The following is a 24,177-nucleotide window of genomic DNA, read 5'->3' on the forward strand; positions in this document are numbered from 1 at the left end:
GTAAATCAGAGTGCCGCAGAAAAATACGGGGAGGGTCTGGCGGGGTCAAGTCATAATCTCGCGGAGAGATCGCTGGCATCCTTGCCGGCCGCCATCACTCTTTGTCTTTATCTTCGTAACGGATTTTAGCGTCCTGCGCCTCTTGCTCAGTTTCATGCTCACTGATCAGCGTGTCAGGCTTAGGATGATCGGCGCGCAGTTCATACCAGGTGACGGTTTTCTCGGTGGTGCCTTTTTTAACCGGGACAATTTTTGCTTCACGTGGATACGGGGGTTTACCAGCCATATAATTTCCCTCTTGTCAGAATAAAAGCCTCTGTCGGCAATAAAGGCCCGACAATTGCGTGCGTATCTGACTAAGTATAGACAAAGACTGGTATTTTTCCGCAGTATTTAGCTGGCGCGGGCCAGAGAGAGCATCGTAATGATGTCCTCAACCACTTTGTCCGGGCACTGCATGGCATTAATCACGTAATGCGCGGTCTGCTGATACAGCGCATCACGGGCAGCCAGCACTTCCACCATTTCATCGGCTATCGGGCGGCCGGTTAGCGTCGGACGCTGATCCTGCTCCGGGTACGCTTCCAGCCGCGCGGCCAGCACACTGGCGTCCGCTTTCAGGTAGATAACCCGACCCTGTTCACGCATAAATTTGCCGTTCTCAGCCGCCAGAACCATGCCGCCGCCCGTGGCAATGACCGTGGCCGGCGCCGTCACCGCTTTTAATGACAGCGTTTCACGCTGACGAAACCCTTCCCACCCTTCTGCGGACACAATATCAGCAACGGTACGCTGCGTGGTTTGCTGGAGGTAGCGATCGGTATCACTGAAGGCATAGCCTAAAGCGTTCGCCAGCGCCTGACCTACGGTAGTTTTTCCGCAGCCGCGCGCGCCGATCAGATAAAGGGGTAACGACATAACTGGCACTTCCTCAGCCTGCTCGTCAGGGTCAACGCCCACGCCGGAAGGCAGATAATGATGAACTTTGCGTCGCATCATACCGATAATTTCCCTGTGCGACCAGCAGTCACTTTTTCTTTACACCTGCCCTGTGACTCAGGTCGATTAACAGACTGAATTATAACAATTAACAGGGCGTAATTTTAACTTTACACTCACAAAATAATCGCGCGATAACAGCAACATTTCCTTACCCGATGCACGTTTACTTTCCCGCGCGTAGCCCCAATATAGTCAGCATCACCCGTTACGGAGTTAGACTTATGCAGAGCGAAGAACAACAGTTAATAGAGAGCCTGTTTAGCCGTTTAAAACAGGCTGAAACTCAGTCCGGCCAGCGTGACGCCGAAGCGGAAAAATTAATCCAGCAGCAGGTTCAGCAACAGCCAGGCGCACCTTACTATATGGCGCAGTCGATCCTGATTCAGGAAGCGGCACTGAAACAGCTAAATAACCGTGTCAGTGAGCTGGAGGCCAAACTGGCTCAGGCCCAGCAGCAACAGCCCCAGCAGAGCAGCGGCGGTTTCCTGGCCGGTCTGTTTGGCGGCGGCAGTCAGCGCCAGCAGCAGCCGGCACAGCCACAGGCCCAGCAGCAGAACCCGTGGAACAGCTCTCCGCAACAGCAGCAGCAGCCTGCATATGCGCCTGCGCCCGCACAGGCAGCGGCCCCTTCCGCGACGCGCGGCTTTTTAGGTGGCGCATTGCAGACGGCGGTCGGTGTTGCCGGTGGCGTGGTGATGGCAGATATGCTGACCAGCATGTTCCATCATTCGCAGCCAGAGGAAATTGTGAACATTATCAACGAGCCGGCGATGCCGCAGGAAAACTTTGATAATAACCTCGATACCTTTAACGGCACCGGCAACGACAACTCGTTCGCCAGCCAGGATTCGGGTTATCAGCAGGATAGCAGCAATGATTTTGCTGATCTCGGAGGTGATGACTTCAGCGGCGATGATTTTGGCGACGACGACAGCTTTGTCTGATTAACGCAGCGGGTGGAATTCTCCGCCCGCTTCTTGATTATTTCTTTTTCTGGCTGAGCAGCCACTTATCCAGTTCATTGGCAAACTGCTGGCGATCGCGCTGGTTCAGCGTCGCCGGTCCGCCGGTCTGCACGCCGCTGGCCCGCATCGTATCCATAAAATCACGCATGGTCAGCCGTTCGCGAATAGTGGCTTCGCTGTAGCGTTCACCCCGTGGATTCAGCGCAATCGCGCCCTTCTCCATCACTTCTGCTGCCAGCGGAATATCCGCAGTGATCACCAGATCGCCCGCTTCAGCCCGGCGCACAATTTCGTTATCGGCCACATCAAAACCCGCCGGCACGCGCAGCGTGGTTATAAAGCGCGATGGCGGCACGCTAAGCGGCTGATTCGCCACCAACGTGACCTTCATCTGCTCGCGTTCGGCAGCCCGGTAAAGCACCTCTTTGATCACTTTCGGGCACGCATCGGCATCCACCCAGATTGGCATATGACCCCTTTCCTTTTTGTTATTACGGTAAACAGGGAGATCATGCCGTGCTTTTCAGGAATGGCAAATCTAATCTGCCGGTAACGGCTAAACGAAGCGGAAACTGGATAAAGGCCGGGAATGACGTAAGCTAGAGCCGTATCAAATACTGACTGAAACAGGGAGCACAACGGTGGATAAGAAAATTGGTTTTATTGGCTGCGGCAATATGTCGAAAGCCATTATCGGTGGTCTGGTTTCGTCGGGTCAGATCGCACCTGAGAACATCTGGGTATTTGACCGTAAACCGGCCACCAATGAAGCGATGCAGCAGCAATACGGCATTACGCCGGCTTCCAGTGCGGAAGAAGTGGCCAAACAGGCCGATATCCTGTTTGGTGCGGTGAAACCCAATGTCATTTTGAACGTGATGAAAGAGATCGCCGGCAGCCTGAATAAAGATACCGTGGTGGTGTCAATTGCGGCGGGCATCACGCTGGATTCACTGGCGAACGTACTGGGCCACGACCGTAAGCTGGTCCGCGTCATGCCGAACACGCCGGCACTGGTGAATGAAGGGATGACCTCGGTGACGCCAAACGTGCTGGTCACCAAAGAAGAAGCCGATGAGATTGTTGATATCTTTAATGGTTTCGGAAAAGCCGCGCTGGTGCCGGAATACATGATCCATGCGGTAGTTGGCGTGAGCGGTTCTTCCCCGGCGTATGTGTTTATGTTTATCGAAGCGATGGCGGATGCAGCGGTGCTGGGCGGAATGCCACGCGCGCAGGCGTATCAGTTTGCCGCGCAGGCGGTTAAAGGCGCAGCGCAGATGGTGCTGGAAACCGGCAAACATCCTGCTGAACTGAAAGATATGGTGTGCTCGCCTGGCGGCACCACCATTGAAGCGGTGAAAGTATTGGAAGAGAAAGGCTTCCGTGCGGCGGTGATGGAAGCAATGCAGCAGTGCATGACCAAATCCGAACGGATGAGCAAGGCCTGACGGTATTAAGGGGCGAACGGCGTTCGCCCCTGTCGATCACTTCAGCGCCTCTTTGACCAGCGCAGCGGTTTCCGCCATCGTCATCGGCTCCTGCATCCGCAAGACTAGTTCAGCAGTGAAGGTATACAGCCCGCAAGAAGCCACCGCCGCCAGCTGGCCTTTCTGCCCATACAGCGCGACAAATTTCTTATCTGCCAGCGACCCAAACAGCTGATAGTCATCCCACTCTTCCGCATGCCCCAGATACTCGTAGCGCGTGCCAAACTGTGCGGTCCAGAAGAACGGCACGCGATCGAACGCTTCGTTTTGCCCCAACATGTTCTTAGCGGCAACCCGCCCCTGCTGTTGCGCTACCCGATAGTGCTCAATTCGCAGCGGGCCTGATGCCGCGGGGAAGGTGGCGATATCGCCTGCGCTCCACACCTGACTGGCCACTTCTAACGTCTCACTGGTGGTCAGGCTGGCATCGTCATTGAGCGGGATGTCGTGAATAAACGAGGTGCCCGGCGCGACGCCTGTGGCCAACAGAACAATATCAGCCGGCACGACTTTGCCGCTTTTTAACGCAACCGCACTGACATGACCGTTATCTTCCTTCAGCTCAGCCACCTCGCCGTCGATAAACTCCACGCCGTTATCTTCATGCAGCTTGCAGAAATAACCGGCGATCTCCTCACCGAAGGTGTTTTTAAACGGCAACGGTTGCGGTGCAATCACCTGTACCTTCACATCCTGCGCACGTAGCGCAGACGCCAGCTCCATGCCGATAAAACTGTTACCGATAATCACCAGCTGTTTGGTGGTATCGACCGCCTGCAGCAGCTTGTCAGCCTGCTCAAGGCTGCGCAGCACATGCACGCCCTGCAGCGCCTTGCCTTCCAGATCTGGTCGCTGCGGAATGCCGCCGCTGGCAATCAGCAGCTTGTCATACTCCAACGTTGTGCCATCGGCGAAATGCAGGGTCTGATTACGGGTTTCAAGCCGTTCGACGTCCGCCAGCTTATGTTCGGCATAGGCGGAGAAATCCTCTTTTAACAGCGGAGGAACCTCATCAATCTTCATGTTGCCGGAAGGGACAAATTTGGTCAGCACGGTACGATCGTAGGGCGCCTCACTTTCACGATCGACGAGGATCAGCTTGCCGGTAAAGCCTTCCCTGCGCAGCGTCCATGCCGCAGCCGCTCCTGCCGCGCCGGTGCCCAGGATCACAAAGACCGGATCCTGACAATCGGCCTGAAAAGTGGCCAGCGGCGGCAGCGGTTCGGGATCCACCTGCACCATGCCATTTTCTACTCTGACCGGATAGCGCTTAAGATCGCTCAGCGCTAACGGCTCGCACAGACTGCCGTCATTCAAGCTGAAGTTGGCTTTGTGCCACGGGCAAACCAGCCTGTCGCCATAGATCGCGCCCTGCTCTAACGGCGCGCCAGAGTGGGGGCATTTGCTTTGGAAGGCTTTCACTTCCTGCTGCTCGCGGATCAGAATAATACCGGTTTCACCTACCGGCACTCTGACGGGTTTTCGCTCAGGGAGATCCTGTAAAACGATGGCATTTTGATAGCTCACGACAAGGCTCCTTTTTATTATCTGTTTTCACATCAACAGTAATAAGCCTGGCATTTACAGGGGAAAGCATCGGAAAGGGGCAGGCGAAGCGAGGAAAATTAAATTTAACTAATTGTTTATTATGGATTATTAATATTTAAGGAAATATGAATGAACGGTGGGACGGATGGGAGCGCTAAAAGAGGGGCCTGGGCAGGCCCACCTCAGGTTAACTTTTTTTCAGGCAGCTGCTCATATAGGTTTTACGTTCATCCCCTTTCAGCATTTTTTCACCGGCCTGAGTATTACAGGTTTTCATTTTCATTTGCTGTGGCGTCATCGATCCCATTTTGCTGTCTTTCTTCAGGCAATTGCTCATAAAGGTTTTTCGTTCATCGCCTTTTAAGGTCTTTTCACCGGCCTGCTGATTACACATGGTCATTTTTTGTTGTTGGGCGGTCTTTTCTGCCGCGCTGGCATAACCTCCGGCCATTAACGAAAGCATTGCCGCAACCATCAGATATTTCAGCTTCATATTTTCCATCCCTATTTGATTAACGAACACTCAAAGTTTGGCAGAAATTTTGACGGGAGTGAGAAAGAAAAGCAGAAATAAACATAAGGGAATAATGAAAGGGTTCAACTCGTCACCGCATACATGCGAGCGAGGGTTTGATAAAGCAGATTACTGGCGGGGATGAAGCAAAAGGCGCTGAATGTAACCTTCCAGTAATGACGAGTCTTCGGGATTGATGGTCTCCGAACGTGTCGCCGTGTCCATCGCGGTAGTGATGCTGTCTGAGATCTGCTGGAATTGATGACTGTCCAGCTTACGCAGTAATGCGGTCACCACGATTTCTAACGCCTCAACCTGAGCCACTAATTCCTTGGACTCTTCTTCTTTCTCCGCCAGCCTGACCAACAGTTCTGCAATGAGGTTTTTCATGCGGACGTCTCAGCGAGTTAAAGCAAGACGTTAACACCAGCTAAAAAAAAAGAAAACAGATAATCGCTATATTTTTTCGATACTTAAACACGGTATTGATTTCATTATTCACTTTTGCGAAGCGCAGCAAATTGTTATTGCGAGCGAAACGTTTTGCTGCCTGTTAATGTCACAAAATAATCGTCAGCACTAAAAATCAGAGGCAATATGCCTCTGATTTAAGGTTTTATCAGCCTGGGCCCTGAGAGAAGCCACCGCGTGGGCCACCGCCGCCCCAACCGCCACCGTGACCGCCACCACCACCTGGAGGTGGGAACAGGCAACCACTTAAGGCTGTTACCAGCGCAATAACACTGACTACTTTAATTAATCGGCTCATTATAAAACTCTCCACGGAACAGTGGCGCTGATAGTAAGCGTCCCATCCAGAGCCATCAATGCAGAATACTCCGGTTCAGGGCCATTTTTACCGCCAGTCACCACGCTTAACACTTTCCTGTCAGAACCCCGTAACAATGCTGGGTTAACCCGGTTAATTGCGGATTATCCGCAGACTGTTTTACCTGCGATCGTGCTCGCAGGATCGCAGGGATCTGCTTTACAACGACGCCAAACCAGCGCAATGTGAGCGCATAACATTTATGAGGTATTGTTGATGAAATCCGCTCCTTCTCTCTCTTTGCAACAGCAACTGATCCGCCGTGATTGGGAAAATCCGGCCGTAACGCAATTGAATCGCCTGCCTGCGCATCCGCCTTTCTTCAGCTGGCGTTCCGTTGCTGCGGCCAGAGAAGACAGAACGAGCGAGCGTCGCCAGTCACTGAATGGCGTCTGGAACTTCAGTTACTTCAGCCAGCCAGAACAGGTTCCGGACAGTTGGTTAGCGCAGGATCTGCCGGAGGCGGATCCACAGCCGGTGCCGTCAAACTGGCAGCTGGCCGGTTATGACGCCCCTATCTATACCAACGTTCAGTACCCTATTCCGGTCACGCCACCATTTGTGCCGAAGGAAAATCCGACCGGCTGTTATTCACTCATCTTCAGCTGCGATCCGGACTGGCTGACGTCCGGGCAGACCCGGATCCAGTTCGACGGCGTGAACTCGGCCTTTTACTTATGGTGCAACGGCCAGTTTATTGGCTATTCCCAGGACAGCCGCCTGCCAGCAGAATTCGATCTCTCCCCGGTGCTGACCCACGGCGAGAACCGGTTGGCGGTACTGGTACTGCGCTGGAGTGACGGTAGCTATCTGGAAGACCAGGACATGTGGCGCATGAGCGGCATCTTCCGCGATGTCAGCCTGCTGCATAAACCCGCCGTGCAGCTGAGCGATATCCAGATTGAAACGCATCTCAGCCCTGAACTTCACTCCGCCCAGCTGAAAATTCTGGCAGTCTGCTCACTGGAGCAGGCCGGGCAGTATCAGGTTGAGGTTCAGCTGTGGCGGCATAACGAGCTGGTTGGCAGCGTTCACCAACCGTTTGGCAGCGCGATGGTTGATGAGCGAGGCCGCTACAGCGATCGCACCACGCTGACGCTGCGCGTGGAAAATCCAGCGTTATGGAGTGCCGAAACGCCACATCTTTATCGGGCGACCGTGGCGCTGCGCGATCTGCAGGGAAACCTGCTGGAAGTGGAAGCTTATGATGTCGGTTTCCGCAAAATCGAAATCCATCAGGGCTTGCTGAAGCTGAATGGCAAACCGCTGCTGATTCGCGGCACCAATCGCCATGAACATCATCCCGAGCATGGCCAGGTGATGGATGAAGCGACGATGATCCGCGACATCACGCTGATGAAGCAGCATAACTTCAATGCCGTGCGCTGCTCGCATTATCCCAACCATCCGCTGTGGTACCGCCTGTGCGACCGCTTCGGACTGTATGTGGTGGACGAAGCCAATATCGAAACGCACGGTATGCAGCCGATGAACCGTCTGTCGGACGATCCGGTGTGGTTCAATGCCTTTAGCGAACGCGTGACCCGAATGGTGCAGCGCGATCGCAATCACCCCTGCATTATCATCTGGTCGCTGGGCAACGAATCGGGGCATGGCAGCACGCATGATGCGCTCTGGCGTTGGATCAAAAGTAACGATCCGACGCGGCCGGTGCAGTATGAAGGCGGCGGTGCCGATACCGCCGCCACCGATATCATCTGCCCGATGTATGCCCGGGTCGATCAGGATCAACCGTTCGACGCGGTGCCGAAATGGTCACTGAAGAAGTGGATCGGTCTGCCGGAAGAAACCCGCCCGCTGATCCTCTGTGAATATGCGCATGCAATGGGCAACAGCTTTGGCGGGTTTGCCAAATACTGGCAGGCCTTCAGAGCGTTTCCACGGTTGCAGGGCGGCTTTGTCTGGGACTGGGTCGATCAAAGCCTGACCCGTTACGATGCGCAGGGCAATGCCTGGCAGGCTTACGGTGGCGACTTCGGTGACACGCCCAACGATCGTCAGTTCTGCATGAACGGCCTGGTTTTTGCCGACCGTACGCCGCATCCTTCCCTGTTTGAAGCGCAGCGTGCGCAGCAATTCTTCCAGTTTTCGCTGCTCAGTATCCGGCCGTTGATCCTGCGCATTGAGAGCGAATATCTTTTCCGCCACAGCGACAATGAAATCCTGCGCTGGCGCATCGAGCATAACGGCGTGGAGATAGCGGCAGGTGAACAACCGCTGTCCATCGCTGCGGAAGGTCGGGTAGATATCGAACTGCCACCGTTTGCCGATCTTGATGATCAGCTGTGGCTGAACGTTGAGGTTATCCAGCCAGAGGCGACAGCGTGGTCGCCGGAAAATCATCGCGTGGCCTGGGATCAATGGCAACTGCCTTCTCGCCTGCCGATGCCTTCACCGCTTAAATCGCCGTTCATCCCCGAAATGGTGGAGACCGAACAACTGATCGAAATCCGCCAGCAGAACCAGCGCTGGCAGTTCTCAAAGCACAGTGGCGAACTGGTGCAGTGGCTGATTGATGGGCAGCCTCAGCTACTGACGCCATTACGCGATAACTTCACCCGCGCGCCGCTGGATAATGATATCGGCATCAGCGAAGTGACTAAAGTCGATCCGAATGCCTGGGTTGAGCGCTGGCAGCGCGCCGGTTTCAATCATCTGGAAAGCGAGCTGACAGATTTCCAGGCCGATGCACTTAACCGCAGCGTGCAGCTGATCACCACCCATGCCTGGTTGCATCAGGGCGAACGGCTGTTTATCAGCCGTAAAAGCTACCTTGTTGATAGCGCGGGAGAATTACATATTCAGGTTGAGGTAGATGTGGCTGCCGGCTTACCGGCACCGGCCCGCATCGGTCTCAGCTGCCAGTTAAGTCAGCCGGCAGAAAACGTCAGCTGGCTGGGCCTGGGACCGCACGAAAACTACCCGGATCGCCTGCTGTCCGCGCAGTTCTCACGCTGGACGCAGCCACTGGACGCGCTCACTACGCCGTATGTGTTCCCCAGCGAAAACGGTCTGCGCTGCGGCACAAAATCGTTAAGCGTGGGCAGGATGAAGGTTGACGGGGAGTTTCATTTCTCGGTCAGTCGCTACAGCCAGCAACAGCTTCGCGACGTGACCCACCGTCATCTGCTACAGGAAGAGGAAGGCTGCTGGCTGGTGCTGGATGGTTATCATATGGGCGTCGGCGGCGACGACTCGTGGAGCCCCAGCGTCAGCCCTGAATTTCTGCTGTCAGCCTCACGCTATCGTTATGCGCTGACGCTGAAAGCAGAGTAAATGCGTGTTCAGGCCTGACGGCAGCAGCGTCAGGCCTGAGCCGCAGTCACCACTTTGCGGTTACGCCAGGTGACGATCAGCTGAACCGTATTGGCCAGCACCACCACCGCCGTAGCCGCAAATACCCAGCGGAATCCGCCAATGGCCGACACCCCGGAACCAATCAGCGGCCCGACGACGTTGCCGAGGTACATAAATGACTGGTTGTAGCCAAAAATGCGTCCGGTAACCCGATCGCTGGAATAGCGCAGCAGCATGGTTTGTACCGCCGGCATCATCGCCCCTTCCGCAAACCCGAGCAGGAAACGCAGAGCACCCAGCTGGAAGGCACTTCCCGCCCACGACATGGTCACAAACAGCACGAAGGTCAGGATCAGGGCGGAAAACAGGATGCGCTGAGCGCCAATCCGGTCGCCAAGCTTGCCCAACGTCGGCGCCGAAAACAGCGCAGACACACCCGGAATGGCCGCTACCACGCCGCTGATAAAGGCAATATTCTGTACGTTCGGCTCAAGTTCCCGCACAAACAGCGTCAGAATTGGGCTGATCGAGCCATTGCACAGCTGGATAGTCAGGGTGGTCAGAAACAGGCTGATAATCAGGCCGGGATTGCCAAGTGAACGGAAGACCATGGTGCCGGAGAGCTTGTCCTCTTTTTTCACCCTCGGCTGGCCGCCCTCTTTGATCAGGAACAGCGTGATCAGAAAACTGGTCAGCAGTAATCCCGAGGTAATCAGGAACACCGCACGCAGCCCAACCCAGTCCGCCAGGAAACCGCCCATCATCGGCCCCATGATCACGCCGCAAATTTGGGCGGTGGTCACCATACTCATCGCCCAGCCGCTGCGCTCACGCGGAACCTGGGTTGCCACCAGCGCCATGGCGTTGGGAATATAGCCGGACGTCAGTCCCATCAACGCACGCAGCAAAAACAGCTGCCAGACATCGGTCACAAATGCCTGCAGGAAAATCACGATGCCCATGCCCAGAGAAGCACGAAGCAGCATCAGCTTGCGGCCTTTACGATCGGCAAGGCTGCCCCACATCGGCGAGACGATGGCCGAGACCATAAAGGTTACGCTAAAGATGAGTCCGGACCAGAGGGTCAGCGAGCTGGGATCGGTAACGCCCAGTTGCTCAACGTAGAGCGGCAAAAAAGGGATGATTTGGCTGATCGCGAGGCCGGTAAAGAGGCAGCCGAACCAGACTGAGATGAGGTTAACCTTCCAGGATTCCATCTTGCTGTGCTGAGGGCCTTATAGCAGAAGAGCGAGTTGGCAGTGTAACAAGGACATTTTAGCAATGAGTGGCAAATAACGGGATGGGGTTAACTTTGAAGTTTTACCCTGTTGGCATCGCGTCTCCAGCCGCAAAATGGCGCTGGCGCTGGCATTTCATGCCGAATGTGCAGTATTTCTGACTGGTGAAAACGTGGCGGGAGAGTGCAGCATGCCGTGGCCAGGATTTAAAAGCCCCATACGCAAAAAACCCGCCGTTAAGCGGGTTTTCGTATTCTCGCGAGCTCTACACGGAGTAAACTCCGGTTCGCCTGCGAAAAGTTCTCTAATTACAGAGCAGTTACGTTAGCAGCTGCTGGGCCTTTCTGGCCGTTTTCGATAGAGAACTCAACTTTCTGACCTTCTTCCAGCGTCTTGAAGCCGCCGTTCTGGATTGCAGAGAAGTGTACGAATACGTCTTTGCTGCCGTCGGTTGGGGAGATGAAGCCGAAACCTTTCTCAGCGTTGAACCATTTTACTAAACCAGTCATTTTGTTAGACATTTGTCTTTCCTTCAATAAGTATTAAGCCGCAAAGGGCACGGGTTTTTCAACAGGGTGGACTTATGAGGCACTTAAGAAGGAAGTCAGGAAGAGATATCAGAGATAACCTTTAACTGAAAACTGCTTTAATAAATTTGCTCGCATACGTTGTCTGTTTCAAAACCGACGATGCATTTACTCACAACGCAGGGTGCAGTTCAATACCTGATGATTAAAAAAAACCGAAAGCAATATTAAGTCACTGTAAAATAACTAAAAATAGTTTACTCTTTTTCGTTAAGCGGCGAAATCATCCACTTTACCTTCTCATTTACCGTGGCAAACCCCAGTCAAAACCGGCCTGTGGGTCCGCTCTCCTCCGCGCCAGGGTAAAAAGCATAATGAAAAAATATTTCTGATTGTTACTGGCTTTCCTGCGGCTGCCATCTAGAGTAATTAAAATCTCCGCCTGACTATTCGCAGGCTCAGTATCGATTGACCGTCCTGGTGAATCGACGCGTATTTAAAAATGATAATCCTGATCTCATCGGTTCGCCGCTGGGCGATCGGTGGTGCCTTTCTGGAGGTTAATCATGAGACATTCAACGCCTGGCGCTGGCCGCGCAATAACGGAATATTTTAACAGTCCGGCTTTTCATGCGCCGAAAGAGAGTGAACTGCTGGCGGCAATCCTGACCGAACTGATGCGCCGGGGACGGCCTACCCACAGCAAAGTGATTATCGCCACGGTGATTGCCAAGCTGGAAGGGGAAGTCGATGAGGCGCTGCTGCAAGGGTATCGCAATTTATTGACGCAGCTGTTGGAAGAGAAAGAAGAGTAATTTCCGGTCTGCCCTCCTGCTTTATGAAAGGTGCCCACCTCCGTGTCGCTGCCTTCTTTTGGCCTGCCTCATACAAAAAAAATCCCGCACGAGGCGGGAATAAGACGAGCATTGCATGTTTCGCAGTGACCAGGGGATCACCTTTGTTAGTCCGATACCCTACAGCGCCCAGGTTGCAATTCTGTGACATGCTGAACTTCCTTTTCCTGATATTACGTATGTTTACACGCGACAAGATTGCTAACCCTGACCACCCCGTTATTATTGGCGCACTCTTTTTAAAGGATTCGGCATGAACGCTCAGCGACGACGCGCAACGGGATTATTAACTCTGGCCTGTCTGGTTATCCTGCTGTTTATGCCAATGCTGATGCGCCTGCCTGTCCGCTACCTGCGTCCGCCGCTGGTCCCGCCTGAACGAAGGCTCCATCTCTGCCACTGCGTCTTCCGTGAATAAGTCACCGCCCTTTCGTATTGGTGTCTTTTACTTATTTACGGAGAAAAAATGCAATATCTTTTCAGGACCTTACTGGTTGTCCTGCTGAGCCTGTGGCTGCCTGCGTTGCAGGCAGCAGACAGCGGCTGGCTGACCACTCCTCAGAACGATCACGCCCAGATTCGCGTTCGAGCCGATAATGCCGGCGGTGGATCCACCCGCGTGCTGCTGGATATCAAACTGCAGGACGGCTGGAAGACCTACTGGCGATCGCCTGGCGAAGGCGGAATTGCGCCCGAAATCCGCTGGGAGGGTTCGCCACCTGAAGCCAGATGGTTCTGGCCGGTGCCACAACGCTTTGACGTCGCGGGTCTGACTACCCAGGGTTATCACCACCAGGTCGCGCTGCCCATTACGATGGCGGGCAAGGTGCGCGATCGCCTTAGCGGTACGCTGACGCTTTCAACCTGTAGCAACGTCTGTATTCTGACCGATTATCCGTTCAGTCTGGCTATGCAGCGCCCCTCAGACAAACGCTTTGCGCATGATTTTGCCGAGGCGATGGGGCAGGTTCCGGTGGCCAACGCGCTGACCGATACGCTGCAGGCGGGCTATCAGTCCGGCAAACTGCAGATCACCGCGACGCGTGCCGGCGGCTGGCGCCAGCCGGAACTGTTTATTGACGATCGCAGTGACGCCAGCTTCGGCAAACCGGCGCTGACTATCAGGGGTGACACCCTGCAGGCGGTGGTGCCCGTCAGCGATCAATGGGGCGAAGGCGCGCCGGATTTGCAGGGCGAAATGGTCTCTCTGGTGCTTGCCGACGGCGGGCTGGCCCAGCAGAGCGCGTTAAAAATGGGCCCGCCCATGGCGTCAATCGGCGGCGGCATTGCGTTGTGGCAAGTGGTGTTAATGGCGCTGGCGGGCGGCCTTATCCTCAATCTGATGCCCTGCGTGCTGCCGGTGCTGGCATGAAGTTAGGCGCCATCCTGCAAGTAGAATAGCGCAATAAACGCGCGGTGAGGCTGCAATTTATCGCCTCCAGCGCCGGCATTATCGCGTCCAGCGCCGGCATTATCGCGTCCAGCGCCGGCATTATCGCGTCCTTTATGGCGCTGGCACTGCTGATGACCGTGCTTCGTCTGAGCAACCACGCGTCTGGCCACGCACAACGGCGACGGCATGGCCGGGCATTTCTGGCAGGGCGCCTTTGCCACCTTGCTGGCAACCCCTGAGCGAGCAAGCCATTACGGATGCCCTCGCCACTGACAAACGGGTGTTCATCGATGTCACGGCCGACTGGTGCATTACACGTGCTGATGCGGCCAGACGTCCAGCAGGCCTTACAGTCCGAGGATATGGTGGCACTGCGCGGCGACTGGAGCCGTCCCTCTGCGGCCATCAACACATTCCTTAATCGTCGTGGCAGCGTGGCTGTCCCGTTCAATCAGGTTTATGGTCCAGGCAATCCACAGGGAACCGTGCTGTCACCGCTGCTTGATCGTCAACAATTATCAACCGCGTTATCTGACGCAAAAGGAAAGGCGAAATGAAAAAGTTACTGATAACTCTGCTGCTGGCAAGTTCACCGGTACTGGCTTCCCCACCGTTCACCCCAGAGCAGCAAGTGCGAATCCGGGATGTGAACCCTCATCGGATTGATGACCAGATGGTTTCCGGCGCGCTCCCTTACCCGCAGTGGCAAGCGCAGCTTGAGCGGGTGAAATAATGGCGAAGGGGCGACGTATACTTCGCGATCTGCTGCTGCTGGTGATGATGATGGTAGTGCTGTTTACGGTGATTGATTTCTTCCGTGCCCCGCAGGCGCCAACAGATTTTGCGGACATTGCGCTGCACACCATTGATGGTCGGGCCGTGACGTTGGCCGATCTCAGCATGAAAAAACCGCTGTTGGTTTATTTCTGGGCCAGCTGGTGTGGCATCTGCCGCTACACCACGCCAGACGTGGTGAAACTCAGCGACAACGGCAACAACGTGCTGACCGTGGCCATTCGTTCAGGTGCCGATGGTCGCGTGGTGCGTTATTTGAATGGCAAACATCTGACGCTGCCGGTGGTCAACGATCCGCAAGGAACGATGGCAGCTAACTGGGATGTCAGCGTGACGCCAACGCTGCTGATCGTCTCGAAAGGTCAGGTGGTGCAAAGTACCACCGGCTGGACCAGCTACTGGGGAATGAAGTTGCGCCTCTGGTGGGCGCAAAAAATGCATTAACACTGAACGGGCCGATTAATCGGCCCTTTTTTTAGCCGCAATAGACCCGACTGATGTTGCTTTTGGCATCGCCCATAAAGTTCAGACGATTGAGGTTGAAGTCCATTGTCACCGCAGAATTATACGGAATAGCGCGAACAGGATGTTCGAAACGCAATCCATCTATGGCTGACAAGGGTTTGCCCACGTACTGCTGATAGTCAGAGGCACCACAACGATCCATTTCCGGATCGACCGCAGAGGAACTGTTCCCATTCTTCGTCGCCGTCTGGCAACCGGATAACGCAAGCAGCGCTGCGATAGCGGCAATTTTTCCATAAAACTTCATAACTTCTCTCCTGTGCTTTTATCTTCGGCAATCAACAGGAAGCCTACCAGACCCGGCGCCGTGATGATAATCGCTTTTCGTCACGCTGTTTGTTTCTGTGATCCGGGATAACGCGGCACAAAATGCCTCAGCCAGATGCCGTAGCCAGCGTTATAATTTAAGAATTATCTGAGAGAGGAGCTTCTTATGGAACTGGTTGTGTTTGTGCTGTTCCCCGTCATCATGACGTTTGTTGCGGTTCGTGTCCGCTAACGTAAAAAGCCCGCTTAAGCGGGTTTTTTTGTGTCGGCGATCGTCACGCTACCGGTGAAACCGCCGTGTCCAGCAGCAGGCGGAACCGGTCCAGCGGCATCGGCCTGCCGAGGTAATAACCCTGGCCTTCCTGACAGGCAATCGTCTGCAACTCCTGCAGCTGCTCGCGGGTTTCAATCCCTTCTGCCGTCACCGTCAGGGCAAATGCCCTGCCGAGGCCAATAATGCCTGCGACGATCGACAGCGCCTGCGGCGAGTTCGGGAAGTCATTCATATAGGAACGGTCCATCTTCATGCCATCGAATGGGAAAGTTTTCAAATACCCCAGCGAGGCATAGCCTGCGCCGAAGTCATCCACCGTCAACCGTACGCCGAGTTTTTTCAGCGCCTGCATCACTTCCAGCGCGCTTTGGGGATTCTCCAGCGTGATATTTTCGGTAATCTCCAACTCGAGGCGATCCGGCGGCAGCCCGCTGCTGTGCAGGGCATTCGCCACGCGCTTCGCCAGATGGCCGCTGCGGAACTCAACCGGAGAAATATTCACCGAGACGTACATTGGCGACGGCCAGCTCATTGCATCGGTGCAGGCGCGGTGCAACACCCAGGTACTGATATCGATGATTAAACCGGTTTCTTCTGCCAGCGGAATAAAGCTGTCCGGCATGATCATCCCGGTGGCCGGATGCTGCCAGCGGATCAGCGCTTCCGCCCCCTCCAGCCGCTCTTTTTTCAGGTCATAGCGTGGCTGATAGTACAGCCGTAGTTCATCGCCGCCGATGGCTTTACGCAGGTTGCGCTCCATCTCACGGCGTTTGACCAGCAGTTCGGCCATTTCGGGCGTGTACCAGGTCCAGCGATTGCGCCCTTCCTGCTTCGATTTATACAGGGCAATATCTGCCAGCCGCAGCAGTTCTTCGGCCTGCATCGCATCGCGCGGTGCCAGCGCAATCCCCAGGCTTGCCCCGAGGAAAACTTCATGCTGGCCGAGCATAAACGGACGACGGAGTTCCTCGATCAGCGTCTTACAGCAGGCGGCAATTTCCGCTTCATCGGCCAGATTAGAGACGATCAGCACAAATTCATCGCCGCCCTGCCGTGATACAAGATCGCCCGCCTTCAACACGCTGCGCAGTCGGTGAGATACCTGATTCAGCACACAATCCCCGGCCGCATGTCCCCAGGTATCATTGATCGGTTTGAAATTATCCAGATCCAGGCTAATCAGCACCAGCGGTCGCTCCAGCGTCGGTTGCGCCTGCAGGCGACCGAGCAGAAACTCGCTCATATAGATGCGATTTGGCAGGCCGGTCAGCGCATCGTGCTGAGATAAATAGTGGATCCGTGCCTGGGCCTCCACGTCCTGGGTGATATCCGACACCGTGCCGCGATAACCGGCAATCTGTCCATTGACCGTCACCGGATTGGCGATCAGGCTACAGATGCGCTTCGCGCCCAACGCCGTCACCGAGTAGCAGCGCAACGCATGGCGCAGACCGTCGGCACGCTGCTGGATGATCCAGTCAGAGACCAGATGCTCGTCGTGTTGCAATACGTCATCCAGCGAACGTCCCAGCATCTTCGCCACATCGTAGTGGGTAACGGCGGCAAAGCGTTTGGAGAGGTAGGTCAGCACGCCCTGGGCATTGGTTTCCCAAATCCAGTCCGAGGCGGTTTCTGCCACGTCGCGAAAACGGGATTCACTGTCCGCCAGTTCGCGCTGGCTGTGCATCAGCTGGGTAAAGCGATCGTCGGACAGCGCGGCGTTATGCATGGCGTGATTGATCACTCTGCGGGCCACCAGCGCCAGGATCAGCGCGGTAATCAGCAGCATCGGCAACACGATAAACAGCAGCGTGCCGCCAGGCGCTAACGAATCCCAGCGGATCACAATCGGCGGTTCGTCAGCAACATCTTCATTGATCAGCGGCGGGACAAAGCTGTCGTGGGCGCTGTCAGGGACCCGGGCGTTGATGACGCCAATACTGTCGCCAAACGCTTTCAGTTTTTCCGGGGTGAAGCGATTCACAAACACCATCACCGATGGCGGGCCGGGCATCGTTTTCAGGCCAGGGACTTTGCCGGTGGTGATCGGCGCAGCGGCGACAATCGCCGGTGTGGGGCCAATCATCGCATTGATGGTCAGCGCATTCTCCCCGACAGCGAGCGCGCGGGCGCTTTTGATCAGCGGCGCCGCATGAATACCCAGCCAGCTTTCCAGTTTCAGGTCTGACAGCTTGCCGTTAATCACCGAATAACTTGTCCGCCCGCTGCCGTCCACCACAAAGACCCCTTCGTAATGATATTCGGTAAAAAGTCCCGGACCAAAGTTCTGCTGATCGTACGCCCAGACCGGATCCACGGTCAGATGCAGATGGTTCCAGGCTTCGCCCCAGAAGGCATAGTCACGGATATCGGTCAGAATGTTCAGGCGGTTTTCTTTCCAGGCGTTGTGCAGCAAGAACGTCTCTTGCTTTACCGCGTCGGCATTCTGTCGCCAGGCAATGCCAACCACCAACAGCATCGCCAGCAGCATCACGATACTGAGCAACAGGGACAGCGACATCAGTAACCGCCGGGTGAAAAACGTCGTTTTATGACCCTCGGCGGTAAAATGTAGATTCAGGGTCGGTGGAAATTTCATGTAATCGGACCTTTTCAAGCAGGCTGACTGACTTCGCCTGATATTTATTGCCTGCATGGCGTGTTGGAAATCGCTGGTCCTCTCGTCCTCAAGACGCGATCGTTAATGCTCTATCGGCCTGGCGGGCAAACTGTTTAGCGGGTTTTTCCAGAAATGCGGGCGCCTCGACAGCCCCCAAACCGCTTGCTACCATCCTTTCACCCCGGACCGAGAGACCTTGCAATGAACAATCATGCCGACAGAGTGACCTGTACGCTGCTGTGCATGGGGATGTGCCTGGTCTGGTATTCAATCACCGTGATGATCAGCGCACTGCCGGCCTATCCGGCGTTAAGGGAAACGGGCCTGTTGATGCCGGTGCTCTGTGCACTGGAGTTTTCCGCGCTGGTGCCGCTTTATCGCTGGTATGCCAGGCACTACAGCAATATCCCGTTCGGTAAAATCACCGTCCGCCAGGGGCTGATATTCAGCGGACTGCTGCTGTGCCTGATCCTGTCTCAGTCGTTATATCTGCAGCAGGAGAGCTGGACCGGCGGGCAGTTTGGCGAAGGGAAAAGTAAAATCCTGCTGTTCTCGCTGGCGGTGGTGCTGCTGGCACCGGTGTTTGAAGAGATCCTGTTTCGGGGATTTGTGCTGCAAGGTTTGCTGCTGTGGGCTCCCCGGCAACGGCTGGCGTGCGCCCTGCTGACCTCGATCGGTTTTGCCGCCATGCACACGCAGTACACCCATCCGCAAACGATGATTGCGTTGATCGCCCTCTCGCTGCTGCTTTGCTATGCGCGGTTAATCTCGGGGGGGTTAAAACTGCCGATTTTTCTGCATATGCTCAACAACCTGATTGGCGTGTCGCCGTGGCTGTGGCTGGCTCTGGCGGGATAACCTGCTGACAGTTTATAACCAATTCCCGCGCGTTATAACAATTTCATCTATCGATAGCCGATAATCTACTATTTGTCTTACCGGCGGGTACCTTACACTCGCCAGCAACTCACAGGTAAGGAAACGTCATGAAATCGTTTTACCCGTCAATTATTGCCCTTGCACTGACCGCCTCATGGGCTGCTCACGCTGCAACCCCGCCAGATACGCTGGTGATTGCTCAGTCCATTGATGATGCCAGCAGCTTCGATCCGGCCGAAGGATTTGAGCTGACGTCGGTCCAGGCGTTTACTAACCTGTATCAGCGCCTGGTGCAATCCGACCCGCAGAATCCGACCGATCTGAAACCGACGCTGGCCACCTCCTGGCAGCCGGGCAGCGATAACCGCAGCCTGACGTTTGCCCTGCGTGATGGCGCGAAATTTGCCTCCGGCAATCCGCTGCGTCCGGAAGATGTGATCTTCTCGCTGGGTCGCGTGGTGAAGCTGAACCTCGATCCCTCTTTCATCCTGACTCAACTGGGCTGGACCAAAGACAATGTCGATGCGCAGCTGAAGAAGGTCGACGCAACGCATGTGCAGATTAGCTGGACCGCCGACGTCAGCCCGACTTACGTGCTGAGCCTGCTGGCCGCCCCGGTTTCATCCATCGTTGATGAAAAAACCGCGATGGCCAATGCCAAAAACAACGATTTCGGCAACAAGTGGCTGGCGGTGCATTCTGCCGGCAGCGGCCCGTTCCAGATCCGTAAATACATCCCGCATGAAGTGGTGCTGCTGTCAGCCAACCCAACCTCACCGGGTGGCGCGCCGAAGCTGAAAAACGTGCTGATCAAAAACGTCCCGGAGCCGGCAACCCGCCGCCTGCTGCTTGAGCAGGGCGATGTGGATATTGCCCGTAACCTGGGCGCCGATCAGATGGCCGGGCTGAAGGGCAAACCGGGCGTGAAGCCAATGGCGATCCCGATGGCGTCGCTGTACTACATGCAGTTCAACATTGATGCCAATCCGGCGTTGAAAAACCCGGCACTGTGGGAAGCCTCGCGCTACCTGTTTGACTACAAAGGCATTGCCGACGATCTGCTGAAAGGCCAGTTCCAGGTGCATCAGTCCTTCCTGCCGGAAGGCTTCCTCGGCGCGCTGAACGACAATCCTTTCAGCTACGATCCGGAAAAGGCGAAAGCCATCCTGAAGAAAGCCGGTCTGAACAACGTCAGCTTTAAGCTGAGCGTCAGCAACCAGCCGCCGTATCTGGACATTGCCCAGGCATTGCAGGCCAGCTTTGCCAAAGGGGGGATTAAGGTGGAGCTGATCCCTGGCCTGAGCAGCGAGATCGCCACCTCGGTTAAAGCCCACAAATATGAAGCCACCCTGAACGCCTGGGGCGCGGATTACTTTGACCCGAACACCAACGCCGCCGCCTTCGCCTATAACCCGGAGGATGGCAGCAAAACGCTGGCCTGGCGTTCAAACTGGCATATCCCGGAGCTTAACAAGCAGACGCTGGCCGCCACCGCGGAAAGCGATAAGGCTAAGCGCGTCGAGCTGTACCAGAATATGCAGCGCGAAATCCAGAAGAACTCCCCGTACGTGGTGGGTCTGCAGGCGCGTAACCTGATCGCCCTGCGTGATAATCTTAAAGGCTACGTCCAGGGCATTAACCCGGATATGGTTTACTACAGCCAGGTCACCAAGTAATGACGGTCACTGTTGCACAAGCCGGGTCTTCCCGGCTTTTCTGGTTAAAGAGCGGACGCCTGCTGACCGGGTTGGCCTCACTGCTGGTGACGCTGCTCGGTCTGCTGGCCTTCACCTTTATGCTTTCTCATCTGTCGCCGGTTGATCCGGCGTTGCAGATCGCCGGCGATCACGCCAGTGAATCGACCTACGCCCAGGTTCGTCACGATTTAGGGCTGGATAAGCCGCTGCCGGTGCAGTTCTGGCACTATCTGACGCACCTCGCCCGTGGCGATTTGGGCATTTCCAGCCTGACCAATCAGGCCGTTTCCAGCGATCTCTTGCGCACCTTCCCGGCCACCATTGAACTCGCCACCTGCGCGATGATTTTTGGCGCGTTCTTCGGCATAGTGCTGGCGCTGCTGGCCGCGTGGAAGCCCGGTAGCCTGCTGGATAACCTTGCGCGGATGATTTCCCTGCTTGGTTACTCGGTGCCGGTATTCTGGCTGGGCCTGCTGGGTCTGCTGCTGTTTTATGCGGTGCTGCACTGGTCGGCCGGTCCCGGACGACTGGATGATATCTGGATTTATACGCTGGAGCCGAAAACCGGGCTGGTGCTGGTTGACAGCTGGCTTTCCGGCGATCCCGAGATGTTCCGCAATGCTGTCGCGCATTTATGGTTACCGGTGGTGGTACTGGGCCTGCTGGCGATGGCCGGTATTACCCGCTTGCTGCGCGCGGCGCTGCTGGAAGAGAGCAGCAAAGAATACGTCACGCTGGCGCGGGCCAAAGGGGCCAGCCGTGGGCGGATTTTACTGCTGCACGTATTCCCTAACGTTCGTGGCACGCTGATTACCGTGCTGGCCCTCTCCTACGCCACGCTGCTGGAGGGATCGGTTCTGACCGAAACGGTGTTTGCCTGGCCCGGCGTGGGACGCTATATGACCACCGCGCTGTTCGCCTCCGATACCCCGGCGATTCTGGGCTCGACGCTGCTGATTGGCAGCTGCTTTATCATCCTCAATGCGCTGGCAGATGCGTTAACCTGGCTAACCGACCCGAGAACCCGATGACGCAAAATCTTACCGACCTCGACAACGTGGCACCGTCGCGCCGTCGCCGTCCCCGCCTGACGTCGCTGGTGATTGGCGGCACGCTGGTGGCGATCCTGCTGCTGGCGGCGCTGTTTGCGCCGTTACTGGCGCCGTTCGACCCGAATGCGCAGGAGATGTCCGCGCGCCTGCTGCCGCCTTCCTCCCTGCACTGGCTGGGAACCGATGGCTTTGGCCGCGACCTGCTTTCACGGGTGATTTATGGCTCGCGCCCGACCCTGCTGCTGGTATCGCTGATCCTGGTACTGACCATTCCGGTGGGCATGCTGATCGGCATCTGTGCCGGCTACCTCGGTGGCTGGACGGAGCGCGTGCTGATGCGCATCACCGATATTTTCCTGTCCCTGCCGAATCTGGTGATCGCGCTGGCGCTGGTCGCCATGCTCGGCCCTGGCCTGATGAACGGTGCGCTGGCGCTGGCGCTGACCAGCTGGCCGCCGTTCGCCCGGCAGGCGCGTGCTGAAACGCTGGCGCTGCGTCGCAGTGATTATCTGGCGGCGGCGCGGATGCAGGGCATCAACGGCTTACGCCTGATGTTCGGTCATATTCTGCCGCTGTGTATGCCGAGTGCCGTGGTGCGTGCCGCGCTGAGCCTTGGCGGCATCATTCTGTCTGCGGCCGGACTCGGCTTCCTCGGCATGGGCGTTCAGCCGCCGACCGCGGAATGGGGATCGATGGTGGCCGAAGGCAGTAAAGTGATATTCGATCAGTGGTGGGTAGCCGCCGCACCAGGCGGGGCGATTTTGTTTGCCAGCCTGGCGTTTAACCTGACGGGCGATGGCCTGCGTGACCGACTGGATACCCGAAATGGCAATTGAAACCTCTGACCTGATCGTCGCGGATAAGCTGAAAATCGCCAGTCCGGACGGCACGCCGCTGGTGAAAGAAATCAGCTTCACGCTGGGTCGCGAACGTCTGGCGCTGGTGGGTGAATCCGGCTCCGGTAAGTCCCTGACCGCCCGCAGCCTGATGGGCCTGCTGGCACCGGGTTTGCAGCTGCAGGCGAAGACGCTGCAGGTGGCCGGGGAAAACGCCCTGACGCTGAGCGAGCGCCGCTGGAGCCAGCTGCGCGGCAGCAAGCTGGCGATGGTAATGCAGGATCCGAAATATGCCTTAAACCCGATGCGCACCATCGGCTGGCAGGTGGCGGAGCCGCTGAAGCTGCACAGTAAGCTGGGCCGGGTGGAAATCAACGAGAAAGTCTGTGAGATGCTGGATGCGGTCGGCTTGCCCGATCCTAAGCAGTTGATGCAGCGCTATCCGCATCAGCTTTCCGGCGGGATGGGCCAGCGTGTGATGCTGGCGATGGCGCTGATTGCCGATCCCCACTGCCTGATTGCTGATGAGCCAACGTCCGCACTGGATCACGCGATGCGCGATCAGGTGCTGGCATTAATCCGCCGTCTGGTGGAAGAACGTAACATGGGCCTGCTGCTGATCAGCCATGATTTACAGCAGGTTTCCGAGCATTGCGATCGGGTGATGGTGATGTATCAGGGAAACATACTCGATACGCTGCCCGCCGCTGAACTGCCCAATGCCACCCATCCTTATACCCGCACGCTGTGGTCCTGTCGCCCGAGTAAAGCCACTCAGGGCCAGGCACTGCCGGTACTGGATCGTGCTGCGCTGGAGGCCTGGCGTGAACATGATTGAACTGAAAAAATTAAGCGTTTCCCATCGACAAGGTTATGAGCAGCGAACCGTGGTGCACGATGTCAGCCTGGAGGTGAAGGCCGGTGAATGCTTCGGACTGGTTGGCCCGTCCGGCTGCGGTAAGTCGTCGCTGCTGTGGGTGCTGGCGGGACTGAATCCCAACTGGCAGGGCGAGATGTCGCTGGCACAACATCAGGTGAAGCCTGGTAAATCCTTTACCGGCCAGCTGCGTCAGGATGTGCAGATGGTGTTCCAGGATCCTTACGCCTCGCTGCATCCGCGTCATCGTCTGCGCCGCACGCTGGCGGAGCCGTTGAAGTTGCTTAGGAAGAGTGACATCAACGATCGCATCGATCGCGGCTTCCGCCACGTGGGGTTAGATCCGGCGATGGCCGATCGCTATCCGCACCAGCTTTCAGGCGGACAGCGCCAGCGCATAGCGATCGTGCGCGCCCTGCTGCTGGAGCCGAAAATCCTGTTGCTCGATGAGCCGACCTCGGCGCTGGATATGTCGGTGCAGGCTGAAATCCTCAACCTGCTTAACAGCCTGAAGCGTCAGGATAATCTGACCATGGTGCTGGTCAGTCACGATCCGGACGTGATCGATCATATGTGCGATCGCGCGGTGCATATGGAACGGGGCTATATCGTCAGCTGAACCTCAGGGCCGGCCTGCAGGTCGGCCCCAATCTGCCTTTCCGGCTATGCTGTTAATC

The 24,177-nt window shown here is 56.2% G+C and carries 24 protein-coding genes and 1 pseudogene; 14 read left to right on the forward strand and 11 right to left on the reverse strand.

Going from position 1 to position 24,177, the window contains the following annotated elements; genetic code table 11:
• Positions 1-94 precede the first annotated feature (94 nt).
• Complete coding sequence (locus tag AC1UKS_RS16950) at positions 95-286, reverse strand: YaiA family protein (protein WP_013200986.1); 192 nt, start codon at positions 284-286, stop codon at positions 95-97.
• Positions 287-393: 107 nt separating this feature from the next.
• Positions 394-918 (reverse strand): shikimate kinase AroL, encoded by a 525-nt coding sequence (gene aroL / locus AC1UKS_RS16955; RefSeq protein WP_265910012.1) that lies wholly within the window; start codon positions 916-918, stop codon positions 394-396.
• Between the two features lie 305 nt (positions 919-1,223).
• On the opposite strand from aroL, the gene AC1UKS_RS16960 reads away from it, so the two are divergent.
• Positions 1,224-1,946, forward strand: a complete 723-nt coding sequence (locus AC1UKS_RS16960; protein WP_482434619.1) for a DUF2076 domain-containing protein — start codon at positions 1,224-1,226, stop codon at positions 1,944-1,946.
• A gap of 37 nt (positions 1,947-1,983) precedes the next feature.
• Here AC1UKS_RS16960 and AC1UKS_RS16965 read toward each other — a convergent pair whose 3' ends face one another.
• On the reverse strand, positions 1,984-2,436 hold the full coding sequence (locus tag AC1UKS_RS16965; protein WP_053141783.1) for a YaiI/YqxD family protein: 453 nt from the start codon (positions 2,434-2,436) through the stop codon (positions 1,984-1,986).
• Positions 2,437-2,644: 208 nt separating this feature from the next.
• Here AC1UKS_RS16965 and proC point away from each other — a divergent pair, with 208 nt between their 5' ends.
• On the forward strand, positions 2,645-3,418 hold the full coding sequence (gene proC, locus AC1UKS_RS16970) for a pyrroline-5-carboxylate reductase (RefSeq protein ID WP_482437022.1): 774 nt from the start codon (positions 2,645-2,647) through the stop codon (positions 3,416-3,418).
• Positions 3,419-3,454: 36 nt separating this feature from the next.
• Here the strand turns inward: proC and AC1UKS_RS16975 are convergent, their stop codons facing one another.
• The 4 genes from AC1UKS_RS16975 to AC1UKS_RS16990 all read right to left on the reverse strand — a co-directional run bounded on the left by AC1UKS_RS16975 (position 3,455) and on the right by AC1UKS_RS16990 (position 6,288).
• Complete coding sequence (locus tag AC1UKS_RS16975; RefSeq protein WP_482434620.1) at positions 3,455-4,984, reverse strand: FAD-dependent oxidoreductase; 1,530 nt, start codon at positions 4,982-4,984, stop codon at positions 3,455-3,457.
• A 208-nt stretch (positions 4,985-5,192) separates the two neighbouring features.
• The gene (locus AC1UKS_RS16980; RefSeq protein ID WP_482434621.1) at positions 5,193-5,498 is read right to left on the reverse strand and encodes a PsiF family protein; all 306 of its coding nucleotides are present in this window, start codon (positions 5,496-5,498) and stop codon (positions 5,193-5,195) included.
• Positions 5,499-5,648: 150 nt separating this feature from the next.
• Positions 5,649-5,909: an anti-adapter protein IraP gene (iraP, locus tag AC1UKS_RS16985; RefSeq protein ID WP_013200979.1), complete on the reverse strand. Its 261-nt coding sequence runs from the start codon at positions 5,907-5,909 to the stop codon at positions 5,649-5,651.
• 229 nt (positions 5,910-6,138) lie between these two features.
• Positions 6,139-6,288, reverse strand: a complete 150-nt coding sequence (locus AC1UKS_RS16990; RefSeq protein WP_482434622.1) for a hypothetical protein — start codon at positions 6,286-6,288, stop codon at positions 6,139-6,141.
• 276 nt (positions 6,289-6,564) lie between these two features.
• Between AC1UKS_RS16990 and AC1UKS_RS16995 the strand changes: the two genes are divergently transcribed.
• On the forward strand, positions 6,565-9,645 hold the full coding sequence (locus AC1UKS_RS16995; protein WP_482434623.1) for a beta-galactosidase: 3,081 nt from the start codon (positions 6,565-6,567) through the stop codon (positions 9,643-9,645).
• Positions 9,646-9,674: 29 nt separating this feature from the next.
• Here the strand turns inward: AC1UKS_RS16995 and AC1UKS_RS17000 are convergent, their stop codons facing one another.
• Positions 9,675-10,883, reverse strand: a complete 1,209-nt coding sequence (locus tag AC1UKS_RS17000; protein WP_013200977.1) for a multidrug efflux MFS transporter — start codon at positions 10,881-10,883, stop codon at positions 9,675-9,677.
• Between the two features lie 329 nt (positions 10,884-11,212).
• Positions 11,213-11,425, reverse strand: a complete 213-nt coding sequence (cspE, locus tag AC1UKS_RS17005) for a transcription antiterminator/RNA stability regulator CspE (RefSeq protein WP_013200976.1) — start codon at positions 11,423-11,425, stop codon at positions 11,213-11,215.
• A 572-nt stretch (positions 11,426-11,997) separates the two neighbouring features.
• Here cspE and AC1UKS_RS17010 point away from each other — a divergent pair.
• The 5 genes and pseudogenes from AC1UKS_RS17010 (at position 11,998) to AC1UKS_RS17030 (ending at position 14,917) form a co-directional block, all read left to right on the forward strand.
• Positions 11,998-12,246: a biofilm development regulator YmgB/AriR family protein gene (locus AC1UKS_RS17010; RefSeq protein WP_013200975.1), complete on the forward strand. Its 249-nt coding sequence runs from the start codon at positions 11,998-12,000 to the stop codon at positions 12,244-12,246.
• 292 nt (positions 12,247-12,538) lie between these two features.
• Entirely contained in the window at positions 12,539-12,703 is a 165-nt protein-coding gene (locus AC1UKS_RS17015) for a hypothetical protein (protein WP_482434624.1), read from the forward strand.
• Positions 12,704-12,751: 48 nt separating this feature from the next.
• Positions 12,752-14,235, forward strand: a pseudogene (locus AC1UKS_RS17020) (protein-disulfide reductase DsbD domain-containing protein).
• On the forward strand, positions 14,232-14,411 hold the full coding sequence (locus AC1UKS_RS17025; RefSeq protein ID WP_482434625.1) for a hypothetical protein: 180 nt from the start codon (positions 14,232-14,234) through the stop codon (positions 14,409-14,411). Before AC1UKS_RS17020 ends, AC1UKS_RS17025 begins: the two are co-directional and overlap by 4 nt.
• On the forward strand, positions 14,411-14,917 hold the full coding sequence (locus AC1UKS_RS17030; RefSeq protein WP_482434626.1) for a protein disulfide oxidoreductase: 507 nt from the start codon (positions 14,411-14,413) through the stop codon (positions 14,915-14,917). The genes AC1UKS_RS17025 and AC1UKS_RS17030 overlap by 1 nt, the downstream gene beginning before the upstream one ends.
• Positions 14,918-14,948: 31 nt before the next feature.
• On the opposite strand, the gene AC1UKS_RS17035 is transcribed toward AC1UKS_RS17030, so the two are convergent.
• Positions 14,949-15,245, reverse strand: a complete 297-nt coding sequence (locus AC1UKS_RS17035; RefSeq protein ID WP_265909865.1) for an I78 family peptidase inhibitor — start codon at positions 15,243-15,245, stop codon at positions 14,949-14,951.
• Positions 15,246-15,540: 295 nt separating this feature from the next.
• Positions 15,541-18,060 (reverse strand): bifunctional diguanylate cyclase/phosphodiesterase, encoded by a 2,520-nt coding sequence (locus AC1UKS_RS17040; protein WP_482434627.1) that lies wholly within the window; start codon positions 18,058-18,060, stop codon positions 15,541-15,543.
• A gap of 300 nt (positions 18,061-18,360) precedes the next feature.
• On the opposite strand from AC1UKS_RS17040, the gene AC1UKS_RS17045 reads away from it, so the two are divergent.
• From AC1UKS_RS17045 to AC1UKS_RS17070, 6 genes are all read left to right on the forward strand, one after another.
• A complete protein-coding gene (locus tag AC1UKS_RS17045) occupies positions 18,361-19,017 on the forward strand; it encodes a CPBP family intramembrane glutamic endopeptidase (protein WP_265909864.1) in 657 nt (218 codons plus the stop codon).
• Between the two features lie 128 nt (positions 19,018-19,145).
• Positions 19,146-20,714: an ABC transporter substrate-binding protein gene (locus AC1UKS_RS17050; protein WP_265909863.1), complete on the forward strand. Its 1,569-nt coding sequence runs from the start codon at positions 19,146-19,148 to the stop codon at positions 20,712-20,714.
• On the forward strand, positions 20,714-21,766 hold the full coding sequence (locus tag AC1UKS_RS17055; RefSeq protein WP_053141762.1) for an ABC transporter permease: 1,053 nt from the start codon (positions 20,714-20,716) through the stop codon (positions 21,764-21,766). The genes AC1UKS_RS17050 and AC1UKS_RS17055 overlap by 1 nt, the downstream gene beginning before the upstream one ends.
• On the forward strand, positions 21,763-22,623 hold the full coding sequence (locus AC1UKS_RS17060) for an ABC transporter permease (RefSeq protein WP_053141760.1): 861 nt from the start codon (positions 21,763-21,765) through the stop codon (positions 22,621-22,623). Before AC1UKS_RS17055 ends, AC1UKS_RS17060 begins: the two co-directional genes overlap by 4 nt.
• On the forward strand, positions 22,583-23,461 hold the full coding sequence (locus AC1UKS_RS17065; protein WP_482434628.1) for an ABC transporter ATP-binding protein: 879 nt from the start codon (positions 22,583-22,585) through the stop codon (positions 23,459-23,461). Before AC1UKS_RS17060 ends, AC1UKS_RS17065 begins: the two co-directional genes overlap by 41 nt.
• Positions 23,454-24,119, forward strand: a complete 666-nt coding sequence (locus AC1UKS_RS17070; RefSeq protein ID WP_482434629.1) for an ABC transporter ATP-binding protein — start codon at positions 23,454-23,456, stop codon at positions 24,117-24,119. The genes AC1UKS_RS17065 and AC1UKS_RS17070 overlap by 8 nt, the downstream gene beginning before the upstream one ends.
• The last annotated feature ends 58 nt before the right edge of the window (positions 24,120-24,177 follow it).

This window comes from Erwinia sp. AK-PDG3-5, assembly GCF_056821705.1.

Excerpts from the sequence above, each read along its gene's own strand:
- AC1UKS_RS17035 (WP_265909865.1), bottom strand. The coding sequence starts at position 15,245 with ATGAAGTTTTATGGAAAAATTGCCGCTATCGCAGCGCTGCTTGCGTTA.
- AC1UKS_RS17010 (WP_013200975.1), top strand. The coding sequence starts at position 11,998 with ATGAGACATTCAACGCCTGGCGCTGGCCGCGCAATAACGGAATATTTT.
- cspE (WP_013200976.1), bottom strand. The coding sequence starts at position 11,425 with ATGTCTAACAAAATGACTGGTTTAGTAAAATGGTTCAACGCTGAGAAA.
- iraP (WP_013200979.1), bottom strand. The coding sequence starts at position 5,909 with ATGAAAAACCTCATTGCAGAACTGTTGGTCAGGCTGGCGGAGAAAGAA.
- aroL (WP_265910012.1), bottom strand. The coding sequence starts at position 918 with ATGTCGTTACCCCTTTATCTGATCGGCGCGCGCGGCTGCGGAAAAACT.
- AC1UKS_RS16990 (WP_482434622.1), bottom strand. The coding sequence starts at position 6,288 with ATGAGCCGATTAATTAAAGTAGTCAGTGTTATTGCGCTGGTAACAGCC.
- AC1UKS_RS17030 (WP_482434626.1), top strand. The coding sequence starts at position 14,411 with ATGGCGAAGGGGCGACGTATACTTCGCGATCTGCTGCTGCTGGTGATG.
- AC1UKS_RS17050 (WP_265909863.1), top strand. The coding sequence starts at position 19,146 with ATGAAATCGTTTTACCCGTCAATTATTGCCCTTGCACTGACCGCCTCA.
- AC1UKS_RS17025 (WP_482434625.1), top strand. The coding sequence starts at position 14,232 with ATGAAAAAGTTACTGATAACTCTGCTGCTGGCAAGTTCACCGGTACTG.
- AC1UKS_RS17040 (WP_482434627.1), bottom strand. The coding sequence starts at position 18,060 with ATGTCGCTGTCCCTGTTGCTCAGTATCGTGATGCTGCTGGCGATGCTG.
- AC1UKS_RS16965 (WP_053141783.1), bottom strand. The coding sequence starts at position 2,436 with ATGCCAATCTGGGTGGATGCCGATGCGTGCCCGAAAGTGATCAAAGAG.
- AC1UKS_RS17065 (WP_482434628.1), top strand. The coding sequence starts at position 22,583 with ATGGCCTGCGTGACCGACTGGATACCCGAAATGGCAATTGAAACCTCT.
- AC1UKS_RS17055 (WP_053141762.1), top strand. The coding sequence starts at position 20,714 with ATGACGGTCACTGTTGCACAAGCCGGGTCTTCCCGGCTTTTCTGGTTA.
- AC1UKS_RS17070 (WP_482434629.1), top strand. The coding sequence starts at position 23,454 with ATGATTGAACTGAAAAAATTAAGCGTTTCCCATCGACAAGGTTATGAG.
- AC1UKS_RS17000 (WP_013200977.1), bottom strand. The coding sequence starts at position 10,883 with ATGGAATCCTGGAAGGTTAACCTCATCTCAGTCTGGTTCGGCTGCCTC.
- AC1UKS_RS16960 (WP_482434619.1), top strand. The coding sequence starts at position 1,224 with ATGCAGAGCGAAGAACAACAGTTAATAGAGAGCCTGTTTAGCCGTTTA.
- AC1UKS_RS17015 (WP_482434624.1), top strand. The coding sequence starts at position 12,539 with ATGAACGCTCAGCGACGACGCGCAACGGGATTATTAACTCTGGCCTGT.
- AC1UKS_RS16950 (WP_013200986.1), bottom strand. The coding sequence starts at position 286 with ATGGCTGGTAAACCCCCGTATCCACGTGAAGCAAAAATTGTCCCGGTT.
- AC1UKS_RS17060 (WP_053141760.1), top strand. The coding sequence starts at position 21,763 with ATGACGCAAAATCTTACCGACCTCGACAACGTGGCACCGTCGCGCCGT.
- AC1UKS_RS16995 (WP_482434623.1), top strand. The coding sequence starts at position 6,565 with ATGAAATCCGCTCCTTCTCTCTCTTTGCAACAGCAACTGATCCGCCGT.
- AC1UKS_RS17045 (WP_265909864.1), top strand. The coding sequence starts at position 18,361 with ATGAACAATCATGCCGACAGAGTGACCTGTACGCTGCTGTGCATGGGG.
- proC (WP_482437022.1), top strand. The coding sequence starts at position 2,645 with ATGTCGAAAGCCATTATCGGTGGTCTGGTTTCGTCGGGTCAGATCGCA.
- AC1UKS_RS16980 (WP_482434621.1), bottom strand. The coding sequence starts at position 5,498 with ATGAAGCTGAAATATCTGATGGTTGCGGCAATGCTTTCGTTAATGGCC.